This is a genomic window from Amycolatopsis sp. NPDC024027, from assembly GCF_040638975.1.
Taxonomy (GTDB): Bacteria; Actinomycetota; Actinomycetes; order Mycobacteriales; family Pseudonocardiaceae; genus Amycolatopsis.
On the sequence record NZ_JBEZYY010000006.1, the window covers coordinates 139,658 to 157,426 of the forward strand.

Annotated in this window: 15 protein-coding genes; 6 read left to right on the forward strand and 9 right to left on the reverse strand. The window is 72.8% G+C overall.

All coding sequences use genetic code 11. The annotated features are described in order from the left end of the window. Positions 1 to 40: 40 nt before the first annotated feature. Complete coding sequence (locus AB0F52_RS17225) at positions 41 to 1,024, reverse strand: YbhB/YbcL family Raf kinase inhibitor-like protein (protein WP_360171218.1); 984 nt, start codon at positions 1,022 to 1,024, stop codon at positions 41 to 43. A 140-nt stretch (positions 1,025 to 1,164) separates the two neighbouring features. Between AB0F52_RS17225 and AB0F52_RS17230 the strand changes: the two genes are divergently transcribed. After that, positions 1,165 to 1,839 (forward strand): GntR family transcriptional regulator, encoded by a 675-nt coding sequence (locus tag AB0F52_RS17230; protein ID WP_360172019.1) that lies wholly within the window; start codon positions 1,165 to 1,167, stop codon positions 1,837 to 1,839. Here AB0F52_RS17230 and AB0F52_RS17235 read toward each other — a convergent pair. From AB0F52_RS17235 to AB0F52_RS17255, 5 genes are all read right to left on the reverse strand, one after another. After that, positions 1,787 to 2,653: an alpha/beta hydrolase gene (locus AB0F52_RS17235; RefSeq protein WP_360171221.1), complete on the reverse strand. Its 867-nt coding sequence runs from the start codon at positions 2,651 to 2,653 to the stop codon at positions 1,787 to 1,789. The genes AB0F52_RS17230 and AB0F52_RS17235 overlap by 53 nt on opposite strands. Before the next feature lie 27 nt (positions 2,654 to 2,680). After that, a complete protein-coding gene (locus AB0F52_RS17240) occupies positions 2,681 to 3,916 on the reverse strand; it encodes a beta-ketoacyl-[acyl-carrier-protein] synthase family protein (protein WP_360171224.1) in 1,236 nt (411 codons plus the stop codon). Continuing rightward, positions 3,913 to 4,164, reverse strand: coding sequence for a phosphopantetheine-binding protein (locus AB0F52_RS17245; RefSeq protein ID WP_360171227.1), 252 nt, complete (start codon positions 4,162 to 4,164; stop codon positions 3,913 to 3,915). Before AB0F52_RS17245 ends, AB0F52_RS17240 begins: the two co-directional genes overlap by 4 nt. A 274-nt stretch (positions 4,165 to 4,438) precedes the next feature. Further along, on the reverse strand, positions 4,439 to 5,182 hold the full coding sequence (locus AB0F52_RS17250; RefSeq protein ID WP_360171230.1) for a glucose 1-dehydrogenase: 744 nt from the start codon (positions 5,180 to 5,182) through the stop codon (positions 4,439 to 4,441). A gap of 170 nt (positions 5,183 to 5,352) precedes the next feature. Beyond that, a complete protein-coding gene (locus AB0F52_RS17255; protein ID WP_360171233.1) occupies positions 5,353 to 6,183 on the reverse strand; it encodes an SDR family NAD(P)-dependent oxidoreductase in 831 nt (276 codons plus the stop codon). A 318-nt stretch (positions 6,184 to 6,501) separates the two neighbouring features. Here AB0F52_RS17255 and AB0F52_RS17260 point away from each other — a divergent pair, with 318 nt between their 5' ends. Further along, on the forward strand, positions 6,502 to 7,668 hold the full coding sequence (locus AB0F52_RS17260) for an MFS transporter (protein WP_360171236.1): 1,167 nt from the start codon (positions 6,502 to 6,504) through the stop codon (positions 7,666 to 7,668). Between the two features lie 103 nt (positions 7,669 to 7,771). Here AB0F52_RS17260 and AB0F52_RS17265 read toward each other — a convergent pair whose 3' ends face one another. Then, entirely contained in the window at positions 7,772 to 10,603 is a 2,832-nt protein-coding gene (locus AB0F52_RS17265; RefSeq protein WP_360171239.1) for an AAA family ATPase, read from the reverse strand. Between the two features lie 736 nt (positions 10,604 to 11,339). Between AB0F52_RS17265 and AB0F52_RS17270 the strand changes: the two genes are divergently transcribed. Continuing rightward, positions 11,340 to 12,341, forward strand: a complete 1,002-nt coding sequence (locus tag AB0F52_RS17270) for an ABC transporter substrate-binding protein (RefSeq protein WP_360172022.1) — start codon at positions 11,340 to 11,342, stop codon at positions 12,339 to 12,341. An 84-nt stretch (positions 12,342 to 12,425) separates the two neighbouring features. Here AB0F52_RS17270 and AB0F52_RS17275 read toward each other — a convergent pair whose 3' ends face one another. Together AB0F52_RS17275 and AB0F52_RS17280 are read right to left on the reverse strand one after the other, a co-directional pair. Next, entirely contained in the window at positions 12,426 to 13,115 is a 690-nt protein-coding gene (locus tag AB0F52_RS17275; protein WP_360171242.1) for a TIGR03943 family protein, read from the reverse strand. After that, positions 13,112 to 14,116, reverse strand: coding sequence for a permease (locus tag AB0F52_RS17280; RefSeq protein ID WP_360171245.1), 1,005 nt, complete (start codon positions 14,114 to 14,116; stop codon positions 13,112 to 13,114). Before AB0F52_RS17280 ends, AB0F52_RS17275 begins: the two co-directional genes overlap by 4 nt. A gap of 688 nt (positions 14,117 to 14,804) precedes the next feature. On the opposite strand from AB0F52_RS17280, the gene AB0F52_RS17285 reads away from it, so the two are divergent. Genes AB0F52_RS17285 through AB0F52_RS17295 form a run of 3 tightly spaced genes read left to right on the forward strand, consistent with a single transcriptional unit; the run spans position 14,805 to position 17,765 of the window. Then, the gene (locus AB0F52_RS17285; RefSeq protein WP_360172025.1) at positions 14,805 to 15,464 is read left to right on the forward strand and encodes a class II aldolase/adducin family protein; all 660 of its coding nucleotides are present in this window, start codon (positions 14,805 to 14,807) and stop codon (positions 15,462 to 15,464) included. Next, a complete protein-coding gene (locus AB0F52_RS17290; RefSeq protein WP_360171248.1) occupies positions 15,461 to 16,414 on the forward strand; it encodes a carbohydrate kinase family protein in 954 nt (317 codons plus the stop codon). The genes AB0F52_RS17285 and AB0F52_RS17290 overlap by 4 nt, the downstream gene beginning before the upstream one ends. Further along, positions 16,401 to 17,765, forward strand: a complete 1,365-nt coding sequence (locus AB0F52_RS17295) for an FAD-dependent oxidoreductase (RefSeq protein WP_360171252.1) — start codon at positions 16,401 to 16,403, stop codon at positions 17,763 to 17,765. Before AB0F52_RS17290 ends, AB0F52_RS17295 begins: the two co-directional genes overlap by 14 nt. Positions 17,766 to 17,769: the final 4 nt, after the last annotated feature.

The following is a 17,769-nucleotide window of genomic DNA, read 5'->3' on the forward strand; positions in this document are numbered from 1 at the left end:
GCAATTCGAAATCCGGCGGAGAATCAGCCGAAAGTGACGTTTAACGGCCTCGCCGGCGGACGGTGCGTTCGAGGATTCCCAGCGTGGCCTTGAGTGCGGACTCGGGCACGATCGGGAAGACGTTGCGCCGCTTCCACCCTTCGTCGATCTGCGACCAGTCGTAGTAGGACGTGACCAGGGTGCCACCCTCGGCCGGTTCGAGCCGGTAGCCGTAGATGTGCCGGACGTGGGGCCCGCGCCCGGCTTCCACGGTCCACGCGATTTCCTCGTCCGGGACGAGCGTGGTGATGACCACCTCGACCTCGTACTTGCCCAGGGGGAAGTCGCCCAGGGCTTCGCGGTCCATGTGGACCCGGAACCGGTCACCGGACCGCGCCACGCGGTCTCCTTCGGCGTCCATGAGCATTCCCGACGCGTCGATGTCGACGTGCCCCTTCGGATCGGTCAGCACCGCGAAGACGGCACCGGCCGAGGCGGGGATCAGCCGGGAAACCTCGAGGCGTTCGGCCGCCGGCGTTTCCGCCGTCGCGACGAGGACCGCGCGGCCGAGCGTGTGCGAGGCCATGGTGAAGCCGAGGTAGGCCGGGGTGGCGTCGGCGGGGACGCCGATGGTCTCGACGTCGAGGGCGTGCACCACGACGAAGTAGCGGTGCGGGCCGTGGCCGGCCGGCGGCGCGGCGCCGAGGAACCGGGCCGCGCGGGCGTCGTTGGGCAGCTGGAACGCCCCCGGCGGCAGGCCGGAGCCGGTGTCGTCGCCGGCGCCCTCGGGAAGTTCGGTCACGGCGGCGGGGATGTCGGCGACCGCCCAGTGCCAGAACCCGGACCCGGTGGGGGCGTCGGGGTCGTAGACGGTGACGGCGTAGCTCTTGGTGCCGTGCGGGGCGCCGCTCCACGACAGCTGCGGCGACGTGTCCTGCCCGGACAGCTGCCCGGGCGGCAGGACATCGCCGTCGGTGATGGTGGTGCTGGTGACGGTGAAGGACGCCGCCTCGGGCAGGCGGGCGAAGGGATCGTTGACGCTCAAAGCGTTCCTCTCGGATCGTGCCGCGGGGCGGGGAGCCGCCGCCCAATCGACGATAGCGACAATAATCGATTATCGCCACGATCGTCTATGCTGGCGTGGTGACTCGGACCACGCCCCCAGCCGACGCGCCGGCACCGCGGATGCTCTCCGAACGCGTCTACGCCCACATCCGGGCCGCGATCATGCGCGGCGACCACGCCCCCGGTACGCCGCTCAAACCCCAGGACCTCGCCCAGGAGCAGGGCGTCAGCCTGGCCGTGATGCGGGAGGCGCTGGTGCGCGTGGTCGGCGACGGGCTCGCCGACCGGCTGCCCAACCGCGGCTTCGCCGTCCCGGCCCTGTCCCACCGCCGCTGGCAGGAGATCGCGGAAGCCCGCCGGACCATCGAACCGATGGTGCTGCGCCTGTCCGTCGAACGCGGCGACGTCGGCTGGGAGGCCGACGTGCGGGCCGCCCACCACCGGCTGGCCCGCACCCCGGCGTTCGTCCGCGAGGAGGGCGAGTACTACAGCGAGGCGTGGTCGGAAGCCCACCGGGTCTTCCACCGCACGCTGCTGGCGGGCTGCGGAAACCCGGTCCTGCTGGAGACGTTCGACCGGCTGTGGGCCGCGAGCGAACTGGCGCGCCGCTGGTCGGCGCACCACGGCCCCGGCCGGGATCACCTCGCCGAGCACCGCCGGCTCGAGGAGGCGGCGCTGGCCCGCGACGCGGACGCCGCGGCCGAGGCGCTGACCCGGCACCTCACCCTCACCGCGGACGCGCTCACGAAGGCGGAGGCACCACGTACGGCGCAGCGTCCCAAGACTGGTCGGTGAAGAAGCGAAGGGTCAGGTCGGCGACGTCGGCCGCGCGTTCCAGGACGACCCAGTGGTCGGAGTCCTTGATCGCGGCGAAGCGGCTGCCCCGGATCGTGGCCGCGAAGGCGCGTTGCCGGTCCGGGACGGTGATGGAGTCGTGCTCCCCGGTGAACACCAGGGCCGGCACCCCGGACAGGCCGCCGTCGAAGGACGGGCTGCTGATCAGCGACCGCTGCAGGTACGCCAGCACGTCGGGCACGTGGACGGCGACGTGCTGCATCGAGCGCTTGACGTAGCGGTACACCAGCGAACGGCGGGGGATGTGGCGGTCTTCGTCGAGGCACAGCTGCATCCCCGCGGCCACCGCGGCGAAGTTCTCGGTGTCGCCCCGCTCCAGGTGACCGGCCGCCAGCCGCAACGACTCCCGCTGGGCGGCGCTGGTGTGCGAAACCACGCCGCCGAGCATCAGCCGCGCGATACGGCCTGGGTTGCGCTGGGCGCAGCCGAAGGCCAGTTCCGCGCCGTAGGAGTAGCCGAACAGGTTGACGCGCGGCGCGCCGAGGTCGTCGAGGATCCGGTCGACCGCGGTGCCCGCGAACTCCGTCCCGGCTCCGGGCGGCAGGGAATCGGACTCGCCCACACCGGGCAGGTCCGCCGTCACGAAGTCCGCCACCGGGGCGATCCGATCCTCCATGTGCGGCCAGCCCCGGCTGCCCTGGAACCCGCCACCGAGCACGATCACCGGTTCCGTCCGGGGGTCGGGGTGCCGGAGGAGCCGGTAGCTGAACCGGGTTCCGCCGAGCGTCAGCGGGCGGACCACTTCCTCGCGCATGATCTCCTTCTGCTCCGGGACTCCGGCTCAGCAGCTCTTCGTGAGGACGAGGGCGGCGTTGTGACCGCCGAAGCCCATCGACGTCTTGACCGCGCACTCGAACGCGGCGGGCCGGGCTTCCTTCGCGACGACGTCGACCGGGATCCGGATGTCCCGCGTCCGGAAGTTGCCGGTGGGCGGCACCAGCTGCCGCTCGAGGGCCAGCACGGTGAGCGCGGTTTCGATGCCGCCGGCCGCGCCGAGCGCGTGTCCGGTCATCGCCTTGGTCGAGGTCACCAGCGGCCGGTCGCCGAGCACCCGGTGCAGCACGGTGGCCTCGATCAGGTCGTTCATCACGGTGGACGTGCCGTGGGCGTTGACGTGGCCCACGTCGGCCGCCGCCACGCCCGCGTCGGCCAGTGCGGTCCGCAGCGCCCGCTCGATCCCCGCGCCTTCGGGATCCGGCGCCACGGCCGCGTACGCGTCGCTGGAGGCGCCGTAACCCGCGATGCCCGCCCGGATCCGCGCGCCGCGCGCCGCGGCGTGCTCCGGCCGCTCCAGCACGACGAGACCGGCGCCCTCCCCCACGACGAACCCGTCGCGGTCGGCGTCGAACGGGCGGCACGCCGTCGCCGGATCGTCCCGGCGGGTGGACACCGCCCGCATCTGGCAGGCACTGGCGATCAGCAACCGGGAGCACACGGACTCGGCGCCGCCGGCGATGACGATGTCGCACGCTCCGCCGCGCAGCAGCTGCAGCGCGGTCCCGATCGCGACCGTGCCCGAAGAACACGCGGTGGAAACGCTCAGGCTCGGTCCCCGGGCGCCGAGGTCCATGCACACGCTGCTGGCCGCGCTGTTCACCGTGGTCATCGGCGCGAGTTTCGGCGAGACCCGCCGGGCGCCCTTCTCCGCGAGGACGGCGCTTTGCCGGTCGTAGAACGGAAGGCCGCCGTGGGCGGAGCCGATGACGACCGCGACCCGGTCCGTTTCCCACACCGAGGTGTCGAGACCGGCGTCGGCCACCGCCTCCCGGGCCGCGATCACGGCGAGCTGGGAGAACCGGTCCATCATCCGCAGGGCCGGCACGCCCAGCACGCTCTCGGTGTCGAGATCGTCGACGGTGTACAGGAAATCGCAGGACAGCCCCTGCAGTTCCGCCCGGTGGCGGACGCCGGAGGGGGCTCCGGACCGGGTCACCCCCTGCCACGCGGCGCCGGCACCGACGCCCGCCGCGGTGACCAGGCCCAGCCCGGTCACCGCCGCAGCCGGACGCGGCGTCACCGGGCGGTCTTCTCGTCGACCGCCGTCGCCAGCTGCCCCACGGTCTCCCGGGAGGTCAGCTGGACGTCTTCGAGGTCGATGTCCAGGCGTTCCTCGAGCAGGACGCGCAATTCCTCCAGGGCGAGAGAATCCATCCCCAGGTCGTGCAACGACGCCTCGATCCGCACGGCCTCCGGTGCGATGCCGAAGTTGCGGTGCAGAAGCGTGGTGATCTCTTCGGTGACGGTCACTCTGCTGTCGACTCCCATTTCCGTTTCCGCACGACCGCCGATTCGCGGTGGCTCGAGGGCACTGGCCCGTGCCGCCGCGGAGGTGCCCCGTGGCCAGGGCAGCGTTCTACGCCGCGCGGGAGCAGAAATTACTGCCGGGCCGGTCCGGCTTTCCACCTCCTGACACCATCGAGTGACCTCCGCAGGCCGCTGACCGCGCGTCATTGACTCGTTCGTGGCAGCACGGACCGGAAGACCGGTGAAATACGCGAGGCCCGGCCGGTTCGTCGCGGACCGGCCGGGCCTCGGGGGGTCACACCAGGGACGCGGTCAGCCCGCCGTCGAGGACGTAGTGGCTGCCGGTGATCCAGCTCGCCCGGTCCGACGCCAGGAACGCCGTCACCTCCGCGACGTCCCGCGGGGTGCCGAGCCGGCCCTGCTTGGCCGCCACCAGGTCACCGAACGGGACCTGCGTGGCCGCTTCGAAGTCCGGGACCAGCCGCTCGACCATGGCCGTGTCCGCGAAGCCCGGGCAGACCGCGTTGACCCGCACCCCCGCCGGCCGCATCTCGACCGCCGCGACCCGGGTCAGCTGGATGACCGCGGCCTTCGTCGCGCAGTACGACCCGAGGAGCGGGCTGCCGCCGAGGCCCGCGATCGACGCGATGTTGACGATGTTCCCCTTCGACTCCACCAGGTGCGGGATCGCCGCCTTCATCGTCACGAACGTGCCGCGCACGTTGACCGCGAAGATCTTGTCGAAACTCTCCGTCGGCTGCTGCAGCAGCGGGGACGACACCTCGATGCCCGCGTTGTTGACCAGGACGTCGAGGCCGCCGAGCAGGCCCACCGCCTCCTGGATCGCCGACTGGACTCCGGCTTCGTCGGTGACGTCGCAGTCGGCGACGCCCGCGGCGCCGATCTCACCGGCCGCCCGCTCGGCCGCGTCGCTGATCACCACCCGGGCGCCGCGTTCGGTGCACAGCGCCGCGATCGCCTTGCCGATGCCGGCACCGGAGCCGGTGACGAAGACGCGCTTTCCTTCGAGTTCGGACATGCCGGTCCCTTTCACATCGCGTCGATCTTGGGGAGGATCTCTTCCTTGAGCCGCTTCATGTCGTCGAGCGCTGCTGCGGCACCTCGCGGGCGAGGATGCGGCCCTCGACGAGCTGCGGCGCGGCGTGCGGGAGCTGTTCCCCCGGCTGACCGGCTGACCCCGACGGCCCCTCAGGGTCCCGGACGCTCCACTGTGGACCCTTCGCCGGCCGGGGCGAGCCGCGTTCCGGTGACGCCGGCCAGGGTCTCGAGCAGCCGGTCCTGGAACCGGCGGTCCCGCACGGCCGGGTGCGGCCGGACGCGACGCCGGTGGTGCCAGTACCCGCCGGAGCTGCGCGCGTCCGGATCATCGCCGGTGGCGAGCCACTCCTGGGTGAGGTGCCCGAGCCGGAGGTCGTCGGGCGCGCCGGGGCCGCCCATCTTCGTCGGTACCCAGCCCGGATCGACCGCGTTGCTGGTCACGTCGGGCCGGAGGCGGGCGACGGCCGCGGCCAAGGTGGTGACGAACAGCTTGCTGTCCGGGTAGGAACCGGGCCGGCGACCGGTCCAGTCGAGGCCGGTGAGCTCCGCCCGGCCGTGGTAGTGCTCGCTGCTGCTGAGGTAGACCAGGCGCCGCGGGGTGTCGACGAGCGCCGTGAGCAGGTAGGGCGCGACCACGTTCACCGGCAGCACCGCCCGCCCGGTGTGGACACCCGCGTTGTGGATCACCGCGTCCATCCGCCCGAGGCGGTTCACCCGGCCGGCGAGGTCCCGCGTCTGCTCCACATCGGACAGATCCGCGACGACGGCCTCGGCGCCCCGGTCCAGGAGCTCCCGTACGGCGTCGAGGCGTGGCGTGGCGCGCACGTGGACGACGACGTCGTGCCCGTCGCCGAGCAGGACCCGGGCCGCCGCCAGGCCGAGGCCGTCCGCGGACCCGGTGATGAAGACGCGCGCCATGAAAACCTCCGGCGGCAGGGTATCGGTCGCGGTCCGGTCGAGGAAGGCCTCCTGAAGCGTCACCGATCGACGTCGGTGGCGTCCGGGCGCGTGACTGCCGCCAGTAGCGAAGCCGGCAGCCCGGTCTTCCCCACTGCGCCAGCCGGGCGGGCTACCGGGCCCGGCTACCACGGAGGGTGACCAAAACGAGGGTTTCTTCGGCAGACGAGGAGCTCCGGCCGTGCCGATGCACGCCCATCCGCAGGCCCAGCAAAGCCGACATATCCGTTGCGAGGTAACGAAGTTCGTTCATCCGTCAGGTGACGGATGTCTGGATTGCGCCCACCACGAAACATTGTTGCACGGAGTATGACGCTCCGGCCTCGACGCCGAGGAGGAGCGATGTCGCGTGCTACCACCACCGTCTCCACTCTGGTCATCTTCGTTCTCGCACTGAACCTGCGGCCGGCCGTGACCAGCCTGGGCGCCGCGCTGCCGGACATCTCCGTCGCCGGTGGCCTCGTCGCCGCGGTGCTCGTCGCCCTGCCCCTCTGGGCGATCGGCCTCGGCGGCTGGGCGACGCCGTGGCTGTGCAGCCGGGTGGGGACCCACCGGACCGTCACCGTGGCGCTCATCGGGCTGGTGCTGTCGCTGGCCGGACGGGTCCTCGGGGGCTCGGTGGAACTCCTGGTCGGGACGGCGCTGGCGTGCCTGTCCATCGCCGTGCTCGGGACCATGCTGCCGTTGCTGGCCCAGGGGTCCGCCGCCTTCACCTTCGGGCTCGGGGTGGGCAGCACGGCCGGTGCGCTGGTCACGCCCACGGCGATCATGACGTCGTCGTGGCGGGTCGCGCTCGGCGTGTGGGCGACCACGGCGCTGCTGGCCCAGCAGGTGTGGCAGCGCACGCCCGGCGAGTTCGTGTCGCCGCGGACGGCCCCGGGGACGGTGCGGGCCTCGGCCCTGACCATCCACTTCGGACTCATTTCGACGGTGACGTTCCTGGTCATGGGCTGGCTACCCGGCATCCTGCGCAGCGCCGGCGTCCCTTCGACGACGGCCGGTGCGTGCCTTGCGTTGTCGATGGCCATGGGGTTGCCGATGATGTGGCTGGTGCCGGGCTGGACGCGCCGCTGGCGCAACCAGACCGCGCTCGTCGTCATCCTGGCCACGCCCAACGTGATCGGGGTGACCGGCCTGCTCCTCGCGCCCGCGGCCGCACCGTGGGTGTGGGCCGCGGCCACCGGCACGGGCATGGGGGCGCTCGCGTTCGTCCTGACGACCATCTCGTTGCGCAGCAAGGACAGCTCGGTGGCGTTGTCCGCCGTGGTCCAGGGCGTGGGGTACGTCATCGCCGGGTTCGGCGTGCTGCTCTGCGGCTGGCTGCACACGGGCACGGGCGGATGGCGGACCCCGCTGATGCTGGTCCTGGCGGTCCTGCTCGGTCAGATGGTCAGCGGGCACATCGCGGTGTTCCGCCGGGCCCCCGCTCCGGCTCCGGCGCCGGCTTCGGCGACCACCCCGCCGCTCGCCGTGCATCCCCAGGACGACGCTCCGGAAGTCGCCGCTTGATCCGCCGTCGCCGGCGTCGCGAATGACTCATTCGGGACCTCGGAGGTCCCGAATGAGTCATTCGCGACCTTCGAACCCGCTGCCGCACCCGGCTGACAGCGGCTCAGCCGGAAGCGGACTGGTGGCGGGCCGCTTCCCGGGCGATGTCGATGCGCGAATGCACGCCCAGCTTGGTCAGGATGTGCGAGACGTGCGTGCCGACCGTGCGCGGGGACAGGTAGAGGCGCCCCGCGATCTGCGGGTTCGACAGGCCTTCGACCACCAGCGCGGCGATCCGGCCCTCGGTCGGGGTGAGGCTGTCCCAGCCGTGCGTGGCCTGGCGGTGCTTCACCTTCGGGCCGCGCCGGATGCCCAGCGCCCGGAACTGGGCGCGCAGCCTCGCCACGTCCCATTGCGCGTCCAGCTCCGCGTAGAGGTCGATGGCGTGGGTGAAGGCGGCCCGCGCCGAACCGCGGTCCTCGGTCCGGACGTCGGCGAAGGCGAGCGCGGCCGCTTCCAGGGCCTTGGCCCGGGACAGCGGACGGCCGGCGTCCGCGTAGCCGTCGGCGGCGCGCAGCAACATCGTCCCGTCCCGCTCGAGCAGGCCGCGGCAGTACAGCGCGAGCGCGCGGCGGTGCGGCACGGCGGACTCGGCGGCGATCCCGCGCGCCCGGGCCTCGATCTCCGCCGCGGTCCGCACGTCGCCGATCGCCATCGCCAGCCGGACGGCGTCGCCCAGCCGCTCCTCCCCCGCGTCTTCGCCCGCCGGCACGGCGGTCAGCACGGCGAGCGCCCGCTCCGGCGCGCCGGCGTGCTCGAACGCCAGGCTCCGGGCCCGGACCAGGGATTCCACGACTTCGTCGCCGGCGCGTTCCGAATGCAGGGCGGCGACGTCGAGGTGGTGGCGGGCCGCGGCCGGCTCGTCGCGGTGGAGGTGGATGATCGCGGCGACGCCGTGGTCGCAGCACACCACGCCCGGGTCCTTCTGGTCGTCCGGGACGACGTCGACCTCGGCCAGCGCGTCGTCCCACCGGCCGGCGCCCAGCATCAGCTGCCCGATCGCGCTCTGGACCTGGGTCAGCCGGGCCTCGCTGCCGGTGCGCTCGGCCAGGTCGCGCGCCTGCCCGGCGGCGGTGAGCGCGTCGGCGTAGCGGTCGAGCGCGCCGAAGGTGACCGACTGGTTGATGCGCAGCAGCAGGGTGAGTTCGATGAGCGTGGGATCGCCTCGCACGATGGCGATCGCACGCTCGAACAGCGGCAGCGCGGCGGCCCACTCGCCGCGCGCCATCGCGCCCTGGGCGAGCACGTGCAGCGCCCACCCGGCCGCCCAGCGGTCTTCGGCCGAGCCCAGTTCGGCCAGCGCCGCGGACGCGGCCCGGCCCGCGGAGTCGACTTCGCCGAGGACACGCCGGATCCGCGCGATGAGCACCAGCAACCGGGCCCGGTGCCGGGCCTGCAGCCCCGGCTGGGTCAGCGCCTCGTTGAGCGCGGGGAGGGACTCGGCGGCGCGACCCGCCGTCCCGCGGCTCTGGACGACCGTCGTGTGCAGGTCGACGCGCACGTCGGGGTCGCGGACGCGATCCAGTGCGCGGCAAGCGATCCGCTCGGCCTGGGCCACGTTGCCCACCCGGTAGTACGCGTCGGCCAGCCGGCAGGCCAGCGCGCCGGTCACGGCGTCGTCGAGCGGCGCGTCCCGCACCGCCCGTCTCAGGAGCGCGACGGCGACCACCGGCGCCTGGCCGATCAGCGGCATGGCCACGTCGAGCAACCACCGCACGGCCCAGTCCGGCACCGGCACGCGACTGTCCGTTGTGGACACCATCGGCAGCAGCTGCCGCGCCACCCGCTCGACCGGGGCGTTCGCCTCGGCCAGCGCCCACGCGGCGGACTGGTGCCAGGCGATCCGGACCGCCGTCGGCATCTCGTCGTACAACGCCGTGCGGATCAACGGGTGCCGGAACTCGAGGTCGTCGCCGGCCGCCACCAGCACGCCGGCGGCGCGGGCCTCGTCGAGCGCGGGCAGCAGGTCGGCGAGCGAGGAGTTCGTCACGGTCACCAGGTCCGCGACCGAGAAGCCGACGCCGAGCAGCGCCGCGGTCCGCAGCACGCCCCGGGCCGGCTCGGTGAGGAAGCCCAGCCGGTCCGCGATCGCTTCCGGCAGGGAATCCGGCGTGGCCGCGCCGGTCAGCTCCGCGACGCCCTCGGGGTCGACCTCCAGGCACGAGCTCCTGGTCAGCGCGTCGACCAATTCGGTGAGGTACAACGGATTCCCGGCCGCGCCGGCGGCCAGCTCCTCCAGCAGGGCGCCCGGCTTGCCACCGGCCAGGGCGGCCACCAGCTCGAGCACCGCCGGTTCCGCCAGCCGGGTCAGCCGGAGCCGTTCCGCCGGCCGGACGATCCGGAAGAGCGAACGCAGGTCGTCGCGGCGCGGCACCGGCCGCAGCACCCCGATCAGCAGCAGCGGCAGCTGCCGGACCGAGCGGGCGAGCCGGCTCCACACCGCCACCGTCGTGCTGTCGGCCCACTGCAGCTCGTCGACGACCAGCACGGCCGGGCCGTCCTGGCAGAGCTGGTCCACCAGCGCGATCAGCCGTTCGGCGGCCGCGGCGGCGAGGTCGGCGCCCTTGCCCGCGACGGCGCCGCCGCCCAGCAGCTCGGAAACGGCGTCACGACGGGGATCCCGCGTGACCGGCGTGATCTCCAGGGCATCCAGCAGCGGCAGCAGCGGCAGCGCCTGACCGAGCTCGTCGCCGGCGCCCCAGTACACCTGGCAGCCCGCGTCGGTGGCGGCCGCGCAGGCGGACCGGACCAGCGCCGACTTGCCGATCCCGGGCTCGCCGTCGACCAGCACGGCCCGGCCCCGGCCCGCCGCGACGTCACGGATCCAAGCGACCAGCCGGGACAGCTCGCTGTCCCGGCCGACCAGCAGCTCGGTACCCTCCGTAAGCGGTCGCACACGGGGGATTTTAGAAGTAAAACCCGTTCCCCAACAAGGGGCGCACTTGGCCACGGCGGAACGCCGGGCGGTAGTCCCGAGTTCCCGGCCGCGAAACCTCCCATTAGGCAAATGCCCCGATTCGTGATCGGGACGTGATTCACTCGCCCGTCCCGAATGGGTCAATCCGCCGTCCGTGCAGCGGTCGCCGTCCGCTCAGCGCCCCCGGACAAGGTGCGGCCGGCCGGGCGGAACACCACCGGATGCGGTGCCGCACCGGGGAATCGTCGCCACATCCATGGCCCGCCACACCTCCCGCCCTCGACTACGCTGCGTCAACACGGCCCGGGCAGCACCCTCTTGATCCCACCGCGGACATTGCCTGCTTTCGCAGACAACTCGGCCAATACCCGCGGCCGGTTCGATTTCGCGGGCGGCGACCACGGCCGGTTCTCCGGTGCGGATTTCCCGGCCGAGCCGTTGTTTTCCGCCTTGCCGGGGTCCCTCGGGCCACGGTTTTCGCACTCCACCGGCGCCGTCGTCGAACTTCACGCCGAGCAACCTCGCGGCCCGCGCCCCCCAAGATCGCCGATCAAGAATGCGTGCCGCCATTCTGGTGAATTCCCGGATCCGGCGCCATCACGCATTGTCAAGGGCTGCCGGGGTCCCTACAGTGGCCCGCCTGACGCCGGGGAGTGAATCACCCACCTTCCTTGGAGCCGGTACATCAACTGTCATCTCCTTCGAGGAGCAGACCTTGTTTGGAATCGTCAGGAACAGTGGTCGTGTTCGTGCCGCGCTCGCTCTCGCGGTCGTCACGGTCGTAACCGGTTGCGGCGCACTCGGCGCCACCGGCTCGGGCGCCTCGTCGAGCGGCGGCGGGCCGGAGAAAACGACGCTGAAGGTTTCGATCCTGCCCACCACGGACCTCGCGCCGTTCTGGCTCGCCCAGGACGAAGGCTACTTCCGGGCCGAGGGCCTCACCGTCGAGTCCGTGATCGCCGCCAGCGGTCAGGCCTCGTTGGCGAAGTCGATCTCGGGCGACGCCGACATCGCGTTCTCGACCTATCCGCCGTTCTTCACCGCCCGCAGCACCGGCGCCGCCGACATGCAGCTGGTCGCCGACGCGACGTCGGTCAACGCGAAGTCCAATGCGATCGTCACGGTCCCGAATTCGCCGGTGAAAACCATCGCCGACCTGGCCACCGCGAAGATCGCCATCACGGCCAAGAACACCGCTTCGGATCTTCTCACCCGCTCGATCATGCAAGACCACAACGTCGATTTCAGCAAGGTGAAATGGGTGCTGATCCCGCTGCCCAACATCGCCGCGGCGCTGCAGCAGGGGGAGGCCGATGCCGCGTACCTGCCGGAGCCGTACATCACGCAGGCCGCCAAGACGGCCGGCGCGATCCCGGTGATCGACGTCAACAGCGGGGCCACCCAGGATTTCCCGCTGACCGGCTACGGCGCCACGCGGAAGTGGGTCAAGGAAAACCCGAAGACCCTGGCCGCGTTCCAGCGCGCCATGCAGAAGGCGACCCACGACGCCACGTTCGACCGCGCCAAGGTCGAGCCCCTGCTGGTGCGCTTCGCCAAGATCGACGAGGACACGGCCAAGCTGCTCACCTTACCGGGTTACGGCGCGGTCCTGGATTCCCGGCGCCTGCAACGGGTCCCGGACCTGCTGCTGCAGCTCGGCGCCATCCCGTCGCCGATCGACGTGAACTCGATGATCGGCCCGCAGGCGGGAAGATGACCGGGGACCGACGACATGAATGACTCATTCATGTCGTCGGACGCCAGGAATGAGTCATTCACTGCATCGCCGCGACGCGCGCCGCTAGCCGAGGCTTTCGTAGGGATCGGCCGGTGGCGGGACCGGCCGGGCCCGGCCGACGTCGACGAACGGGATGGTTCCGCCGTTGACCGGGTCCACGGCCTGCTCGGCGCTGTAGCCGCCGGTGACCTCCAGCCACGAATCGGGCTGGAGCACCGGCGGAACCCGGCCGGTCAGGCCGACCTTCACCGGCTGGGCGTCCGCCGCGCAGCAGTTCAGGAGCATGCGGACCAGGTACGGCGTGCCGCCCGGGTCGAAGGCCACGAACCCGGTGATCGTGACGGTCCGGCCGGTCAGCGACCGGCCGTGGTCGTAGACCGCGCGGTCCGCGTAGTCGATCACCGTCAGCCGGACGGGGTCGCCGTCCGGGAGCGGGGTGACGATCCGCGGCGCCGTCACCGCCGTGCCGGCGCGCATCGCGCTGTAGGAGCCCAAAGCCGGTGGCGCGGCGAGGATCAGCGCGAACACCGGCAGCACCAGCAGCCACGAGATCCGGGGCGCCGGATGGCCGGCTGGACGGCGCCGCGCGTACCAGACGGTCGCGACGGCCGCGATCACCAGCACCACGCCGGCCGCCAGCACCAGCGGGCGCAGCCCGGCCTTGACGTACCGCAGGTACAGCCCGGTCACGCCGGCGTGAAGCAGGACCCCGCCGACGAGGAACAGCAGGATCGCCTGCACGGTCCGGTTCACAGCAGCACCGCCCCGGTCAGGACCGCGGCCCCGACGGCCACGACGAAGGTCACCGGCGCGAACCGCAGCGCGAACCCGCGGCCGAACGTGGCGGCCTGCATCCCGAACAGCTTCAGGTCGATCATCGGGCCGACGACCAGGAACGCCAGCCGCGCCGTCGGCGAGAACTGCGTCAGCGACGACGCGACGAACGCGTCGGCCTCCGAACAGATCGACAGCAGCACCGCGAGGGCCGACAGGGCCAGGACCCCCACGACCGGATGGCCGGCCGCGGCCTGCAGCCAGCTCGCGGGCACCACGGCTTTGAGGGTCGCGGCGGCCATCGCGCCGCCGACGAGGAACCCGCCCGCGTGCATGACGTCGTGCCGCACCGATCCCCAGAACACCGCTCCCCTCGGCCCGCCGTCGCCGTGCTCGTGCGCCCGGGGACGCAGCCAGTCCGGGCGGCCGAGGCGCTGCCACAGCCAGCCCATCACGCACGACGCCGCGAGACTCGCGGCGAACCGGGCGACGACCATCCCCGGCTGCCCGGGGAACGCGACGGCCGTCGCCGTCAGCACCACCGGGTTGATCGCCGGCGCCGACAGCAGGAACGCGAACGCGGCCGAAGGGTGCACGCCGCCGCGCACCAGCGCGCCGGCCACGGGCACCGACGCGCATTCGCAGCCGGGCAGGACCGCGCCGGCCAGCCCGGCGACCGGCACCGCCAGCGACGGCCGTTTCGGCAGCACGCGGGTGAAGAAGGACGGCGGCACGAAGACCGCGAGCCCGGCCGACAGCAGCACGCCGAGGACGAGGAAGGGCAGCGCCTGCACGACCACCGCCACGAACACCGTCATCCAGCTCTGCATGACCGGAGCGGACAACAGCCGCCGAACCGGGCCCTGCGCCAGGAATCCGGCCAACAGGACCAAAGTCAGGACGAGGACGGGGTCGGCGTTCCACCCCGGCCGTTCGTCCGGCTTCCGGCCCGCGCGGCGGCTTTCCTCGATGGCAGTCATCAGGCGATCTCCCGTGCTTCCGCTCCACACCCGACGGCTACACGGGCCACGGGCCCGTCCGGTTCACCGCGGCCCGCGGGCGGGGCATCGTCCTGTGGGTCCGGTCAACGGGCCAGTTTTCGCAGCAATGGCCCAGAAACGGACACCGGCAGCACCCGGGTCAGCGCGGACGTAGTCCACGGGAAGGACGCGCCGGTGGGTTCCCGCCGCAGTGCCCGGACCACGTGCCACGCGACCTGCTTTTCCGCTGATCTGGAACGGTTTCGGCAGCCCGTCGGCACTGACGCGCGCGGTGGCTACAAAGCCGGGGTACAGCGAGGTGAACCGCAGTCCCTCGGGCGCGAGTTCGACCGCCCGCCGGGCCACGATCGCCACCCGGTTGCCGTGGCCGGCGAGGTCGCGGGCCCCTGGGCCCCGATGCCCGAGGAAGCACCGACGATCAGGATCGTCCGGCCCACCAGCGGCGTCATCCCACCACCCCTTCAGTGCGCGGCCGCGCCGAGTTCGATGATCAGCACGCCCGCGGCGATCGGCGTGCCCCCGCGCAACAGGGCGGACAGGGCCACGCCGCCGGGGCCGCACTGTTCCTGTCAGCGGCCGGCATCGCCCGTTCCGAGACCGGCCCCTCGAACATGAACGTGACTTTGTTTCATGTTTGGCCTACGCTGGGCCGATGACTCAGGGGACAGTGCTCCTGCAGGCCGAGCGGCACGCGGTGGTGGCGGCTTGCCACGACCTGGCCGCCGCCGGGCTGCTGATCGGCACGGCGGGCAACGTGAGCGTGCGCGTGGGCGAGCACGTCGCGGTGACCGCGACCGGCGCCGTGCTCGGGCGCATCACGCCGGAGCAGATCACCGTCGTCGACCTGGCCGGGACCGTCGTCGCCGGCGAGCTCGCGCCGACCTCGGAACTCGAACTGCACCTGGGCCTCTACCGCCGTTCCGGCGCCGGCGCGGTGGTGCACACGCACTCGCCGCAGGCCACCGCGGTGTCGCTGGTGCTCGACGAACTCCCGTGCGTGCACTACCAGCAGCTCCTGCTCGGCGGGGCCGTGCGGGTCGCGCCCTTCGCCGTCTTCGGCAGCGATGAGCTGGCCGAGCACGTGTGGACCGCGCTGGAAGGCAAGTCGGCGGCGCTGATGGCCAACCACGGCGCCGTCGTGCACGGCCCCACGCTCCAGGCGGCGGTGGACAACGCGCTGCTGCTCGAGTGGGCCTGCGAGCTCTACCGGAACGCCGCGTCGATCGGCACGCCCCGGGTCCTGGACACCGCCCAGCAGGCCGCGGTGATCGAAGCCGCGCTGCGGCGCGGCTACGGCAGCACCAAACGGATCGAGGAGGATCTGTGACGCAAACGGTGATCACGCTCGGCGCGCACGTGTTCGACGTGCAGGTCCGGCCGGTCGAAGCCATCCCGGAGGGCCAGGGCGCGGCCCTGGTCGAGCAGATCCGGTTCGGCCCGGCCGGGACCGCGGCCGGCACCGCGCTGACGCTGGCCAAGCTCGGCGCGGCCGTCCGCACCGCCGGCGCGATCGGCACCGACCCGATCGGCGACCTGCTGCTGGCCATGCTGACCCGGTACGGCATCGACACCTCCCTGGTGGTCCGCCGCGAGGACGTGCAGACCTCGGCGTCGGTGTTGCCGATCCGGCCCGACGGCAGCCGGCCCGCCTTCCACGTCCCCGGCGCGAACCTCACCTACGGGCCCGGCGACATCGCGGAAGCCGAAGTCGCCCGGGCGACCCACCTGCACCTCGGCGCACCCGAGCTGATGGGCGGGGAGAACGCGGCGAAGATCCTCGCCCCGGCACGGGCGGCCGGGGTGGTCACCTCGGCCGACCTGCTCGCCCCCGGCGACCCCGGCATCCTGGCCTGGATCGCCCCCGCGCTGTCCTCTTTGGACTACCTGCTGCCCAACGAGCAGCAGGTCCTCGGGCTCACCGGCGCCGAAACCCTCGAAGCCGGCGCCCGCGCGTTGCTCGGCCAGGGCGTCGGCTGTGTCGCCGTCACCCGGGAAGCCCGCGGTGCCTTGGTGATCACGGCGGACGAGGTGATCGCGGTCCCCGCGTTCGCGGTCGACGTCGTCGACACCACCGGCTGCGGTGACGCGTTCTCCGCGGGCTTCCTCCGCGGCATCGGCCTCGGCCGGTCGCCGCGGGACGCCGCCGTGCTCGGCTCGGCCGCCGCGGCCCTGGTCGCCCAGGGGCTGGGCAGCGACCACGGCGAGTTCGACCTGGCGGCCGCCGACGCCTTCGCCGCGGCCACGCCCACGCTGGAGACCGCCGATGCGCCGCACTGACGTCGTCGTGGTCGGCGCGGGCCTGGCCGGGCTCACCGCCGCCCGCGAGCTGACCGCGGCCGGCCGGGACGTCGTCGTCCTCGAAGCCCGCGACCGGGTCGGCGGCCGCACCGTGAACCACGACCTCGGCGACGGCAAGGTGGTGGAGGCGGGCGGCCAGTTCGCCGGCCCCACCCAGGACCACATCCTCGCGCTGGCCAAGCAGGTCGGCGTCGAGACGTTCCCGGCCCACACCGAGGGAGCGTCGGTCTACGTCAACGGCGACCGGGCGCGCCGGTACCGCGGCGACATCCCGCCCGACCCGCTGGCCCTGCCCGACCTCGCGATCGCCATGCGGCGGATCAACCAGCTGGCCGGGAAGATCCCCCTGGAAGCGCCGTGGCGCGCCCCGAAGGCGCGGGCGTGGGACAGCATGACGTTCGAAAGCTGGCTCCGGCACACCACGGCGGGCACCGGCGCGCTGGACCTGGTCAACGTGCTGCTCGGCTCGGCCTACGGCGGCAGCGCCGCCGACGCGTCACTGCTCTACAGCCTCTGGTACATCGCCGGCTTCGGCAACGAAACCACCCCCGGCACCGTCGAACGCGGCATCGGCGTCACCGGCGGAGCGCAGGAATCCCGCTTCGCCGGCGGCTCCCAGCTGATCTCCCAACGCATCGGCGACGAGCTCGACGGACGCGTGGTACTCGGTGCTCCGGTGCGGGCGATCGAGCAGGACGACGACCGGGTGACGGTGAAGTCCGATGTGGACAGCTGGAGCGCGCGGCACGTCGTCGTCGCCGTCCCGCCGGCACTGGCCGCCCGGATCTCCTGGCGCCCGTTGCTGCCGCCGCAGCAGGACGCGCTGTTCTCCCGGATGACCTTCGGCGCGCTGATGAAGTGCGAAGCCGTGTACCCGGAGCCGTTCTGGCGGGCCGACGGGCTCAACGGCCAAGCCGTGTTCCGGCACGGGTCACCGATCTGTTCCATGTGGGACAACTCCCCGCCCGACGGCAGGCCGGGCGTCCTGATGGGCTTCCTCGGCGGCCCGCAGTGGCACGCCTGGGCGGCCCGGCCGCCCCGCGAGCGACGCGCCGCCGTTTTGCGCGCCTTCGCCGCCGCCGTGGGGAAGCCCGCGTTGCGCCCGGTGGAGTACTTCGAGCAGGACTGGGTCGGGGAGGAATGGACCCGCGGCGGACCGACGTCCGTGCCCGGGCCCGGCGTGCTGACCGAGCTCGGCCCCTGGCGCGACCGGCCGTTCGGCCGGGTGCACTGGGCCGGCGCCGAGCACGCGGACCACTGGAACGGATACATGGACGGCGCGGTCCGCTCCGGCGAAACCGCCGCCCGCGCCGTCCTCGGCCACGAGTGAAGGG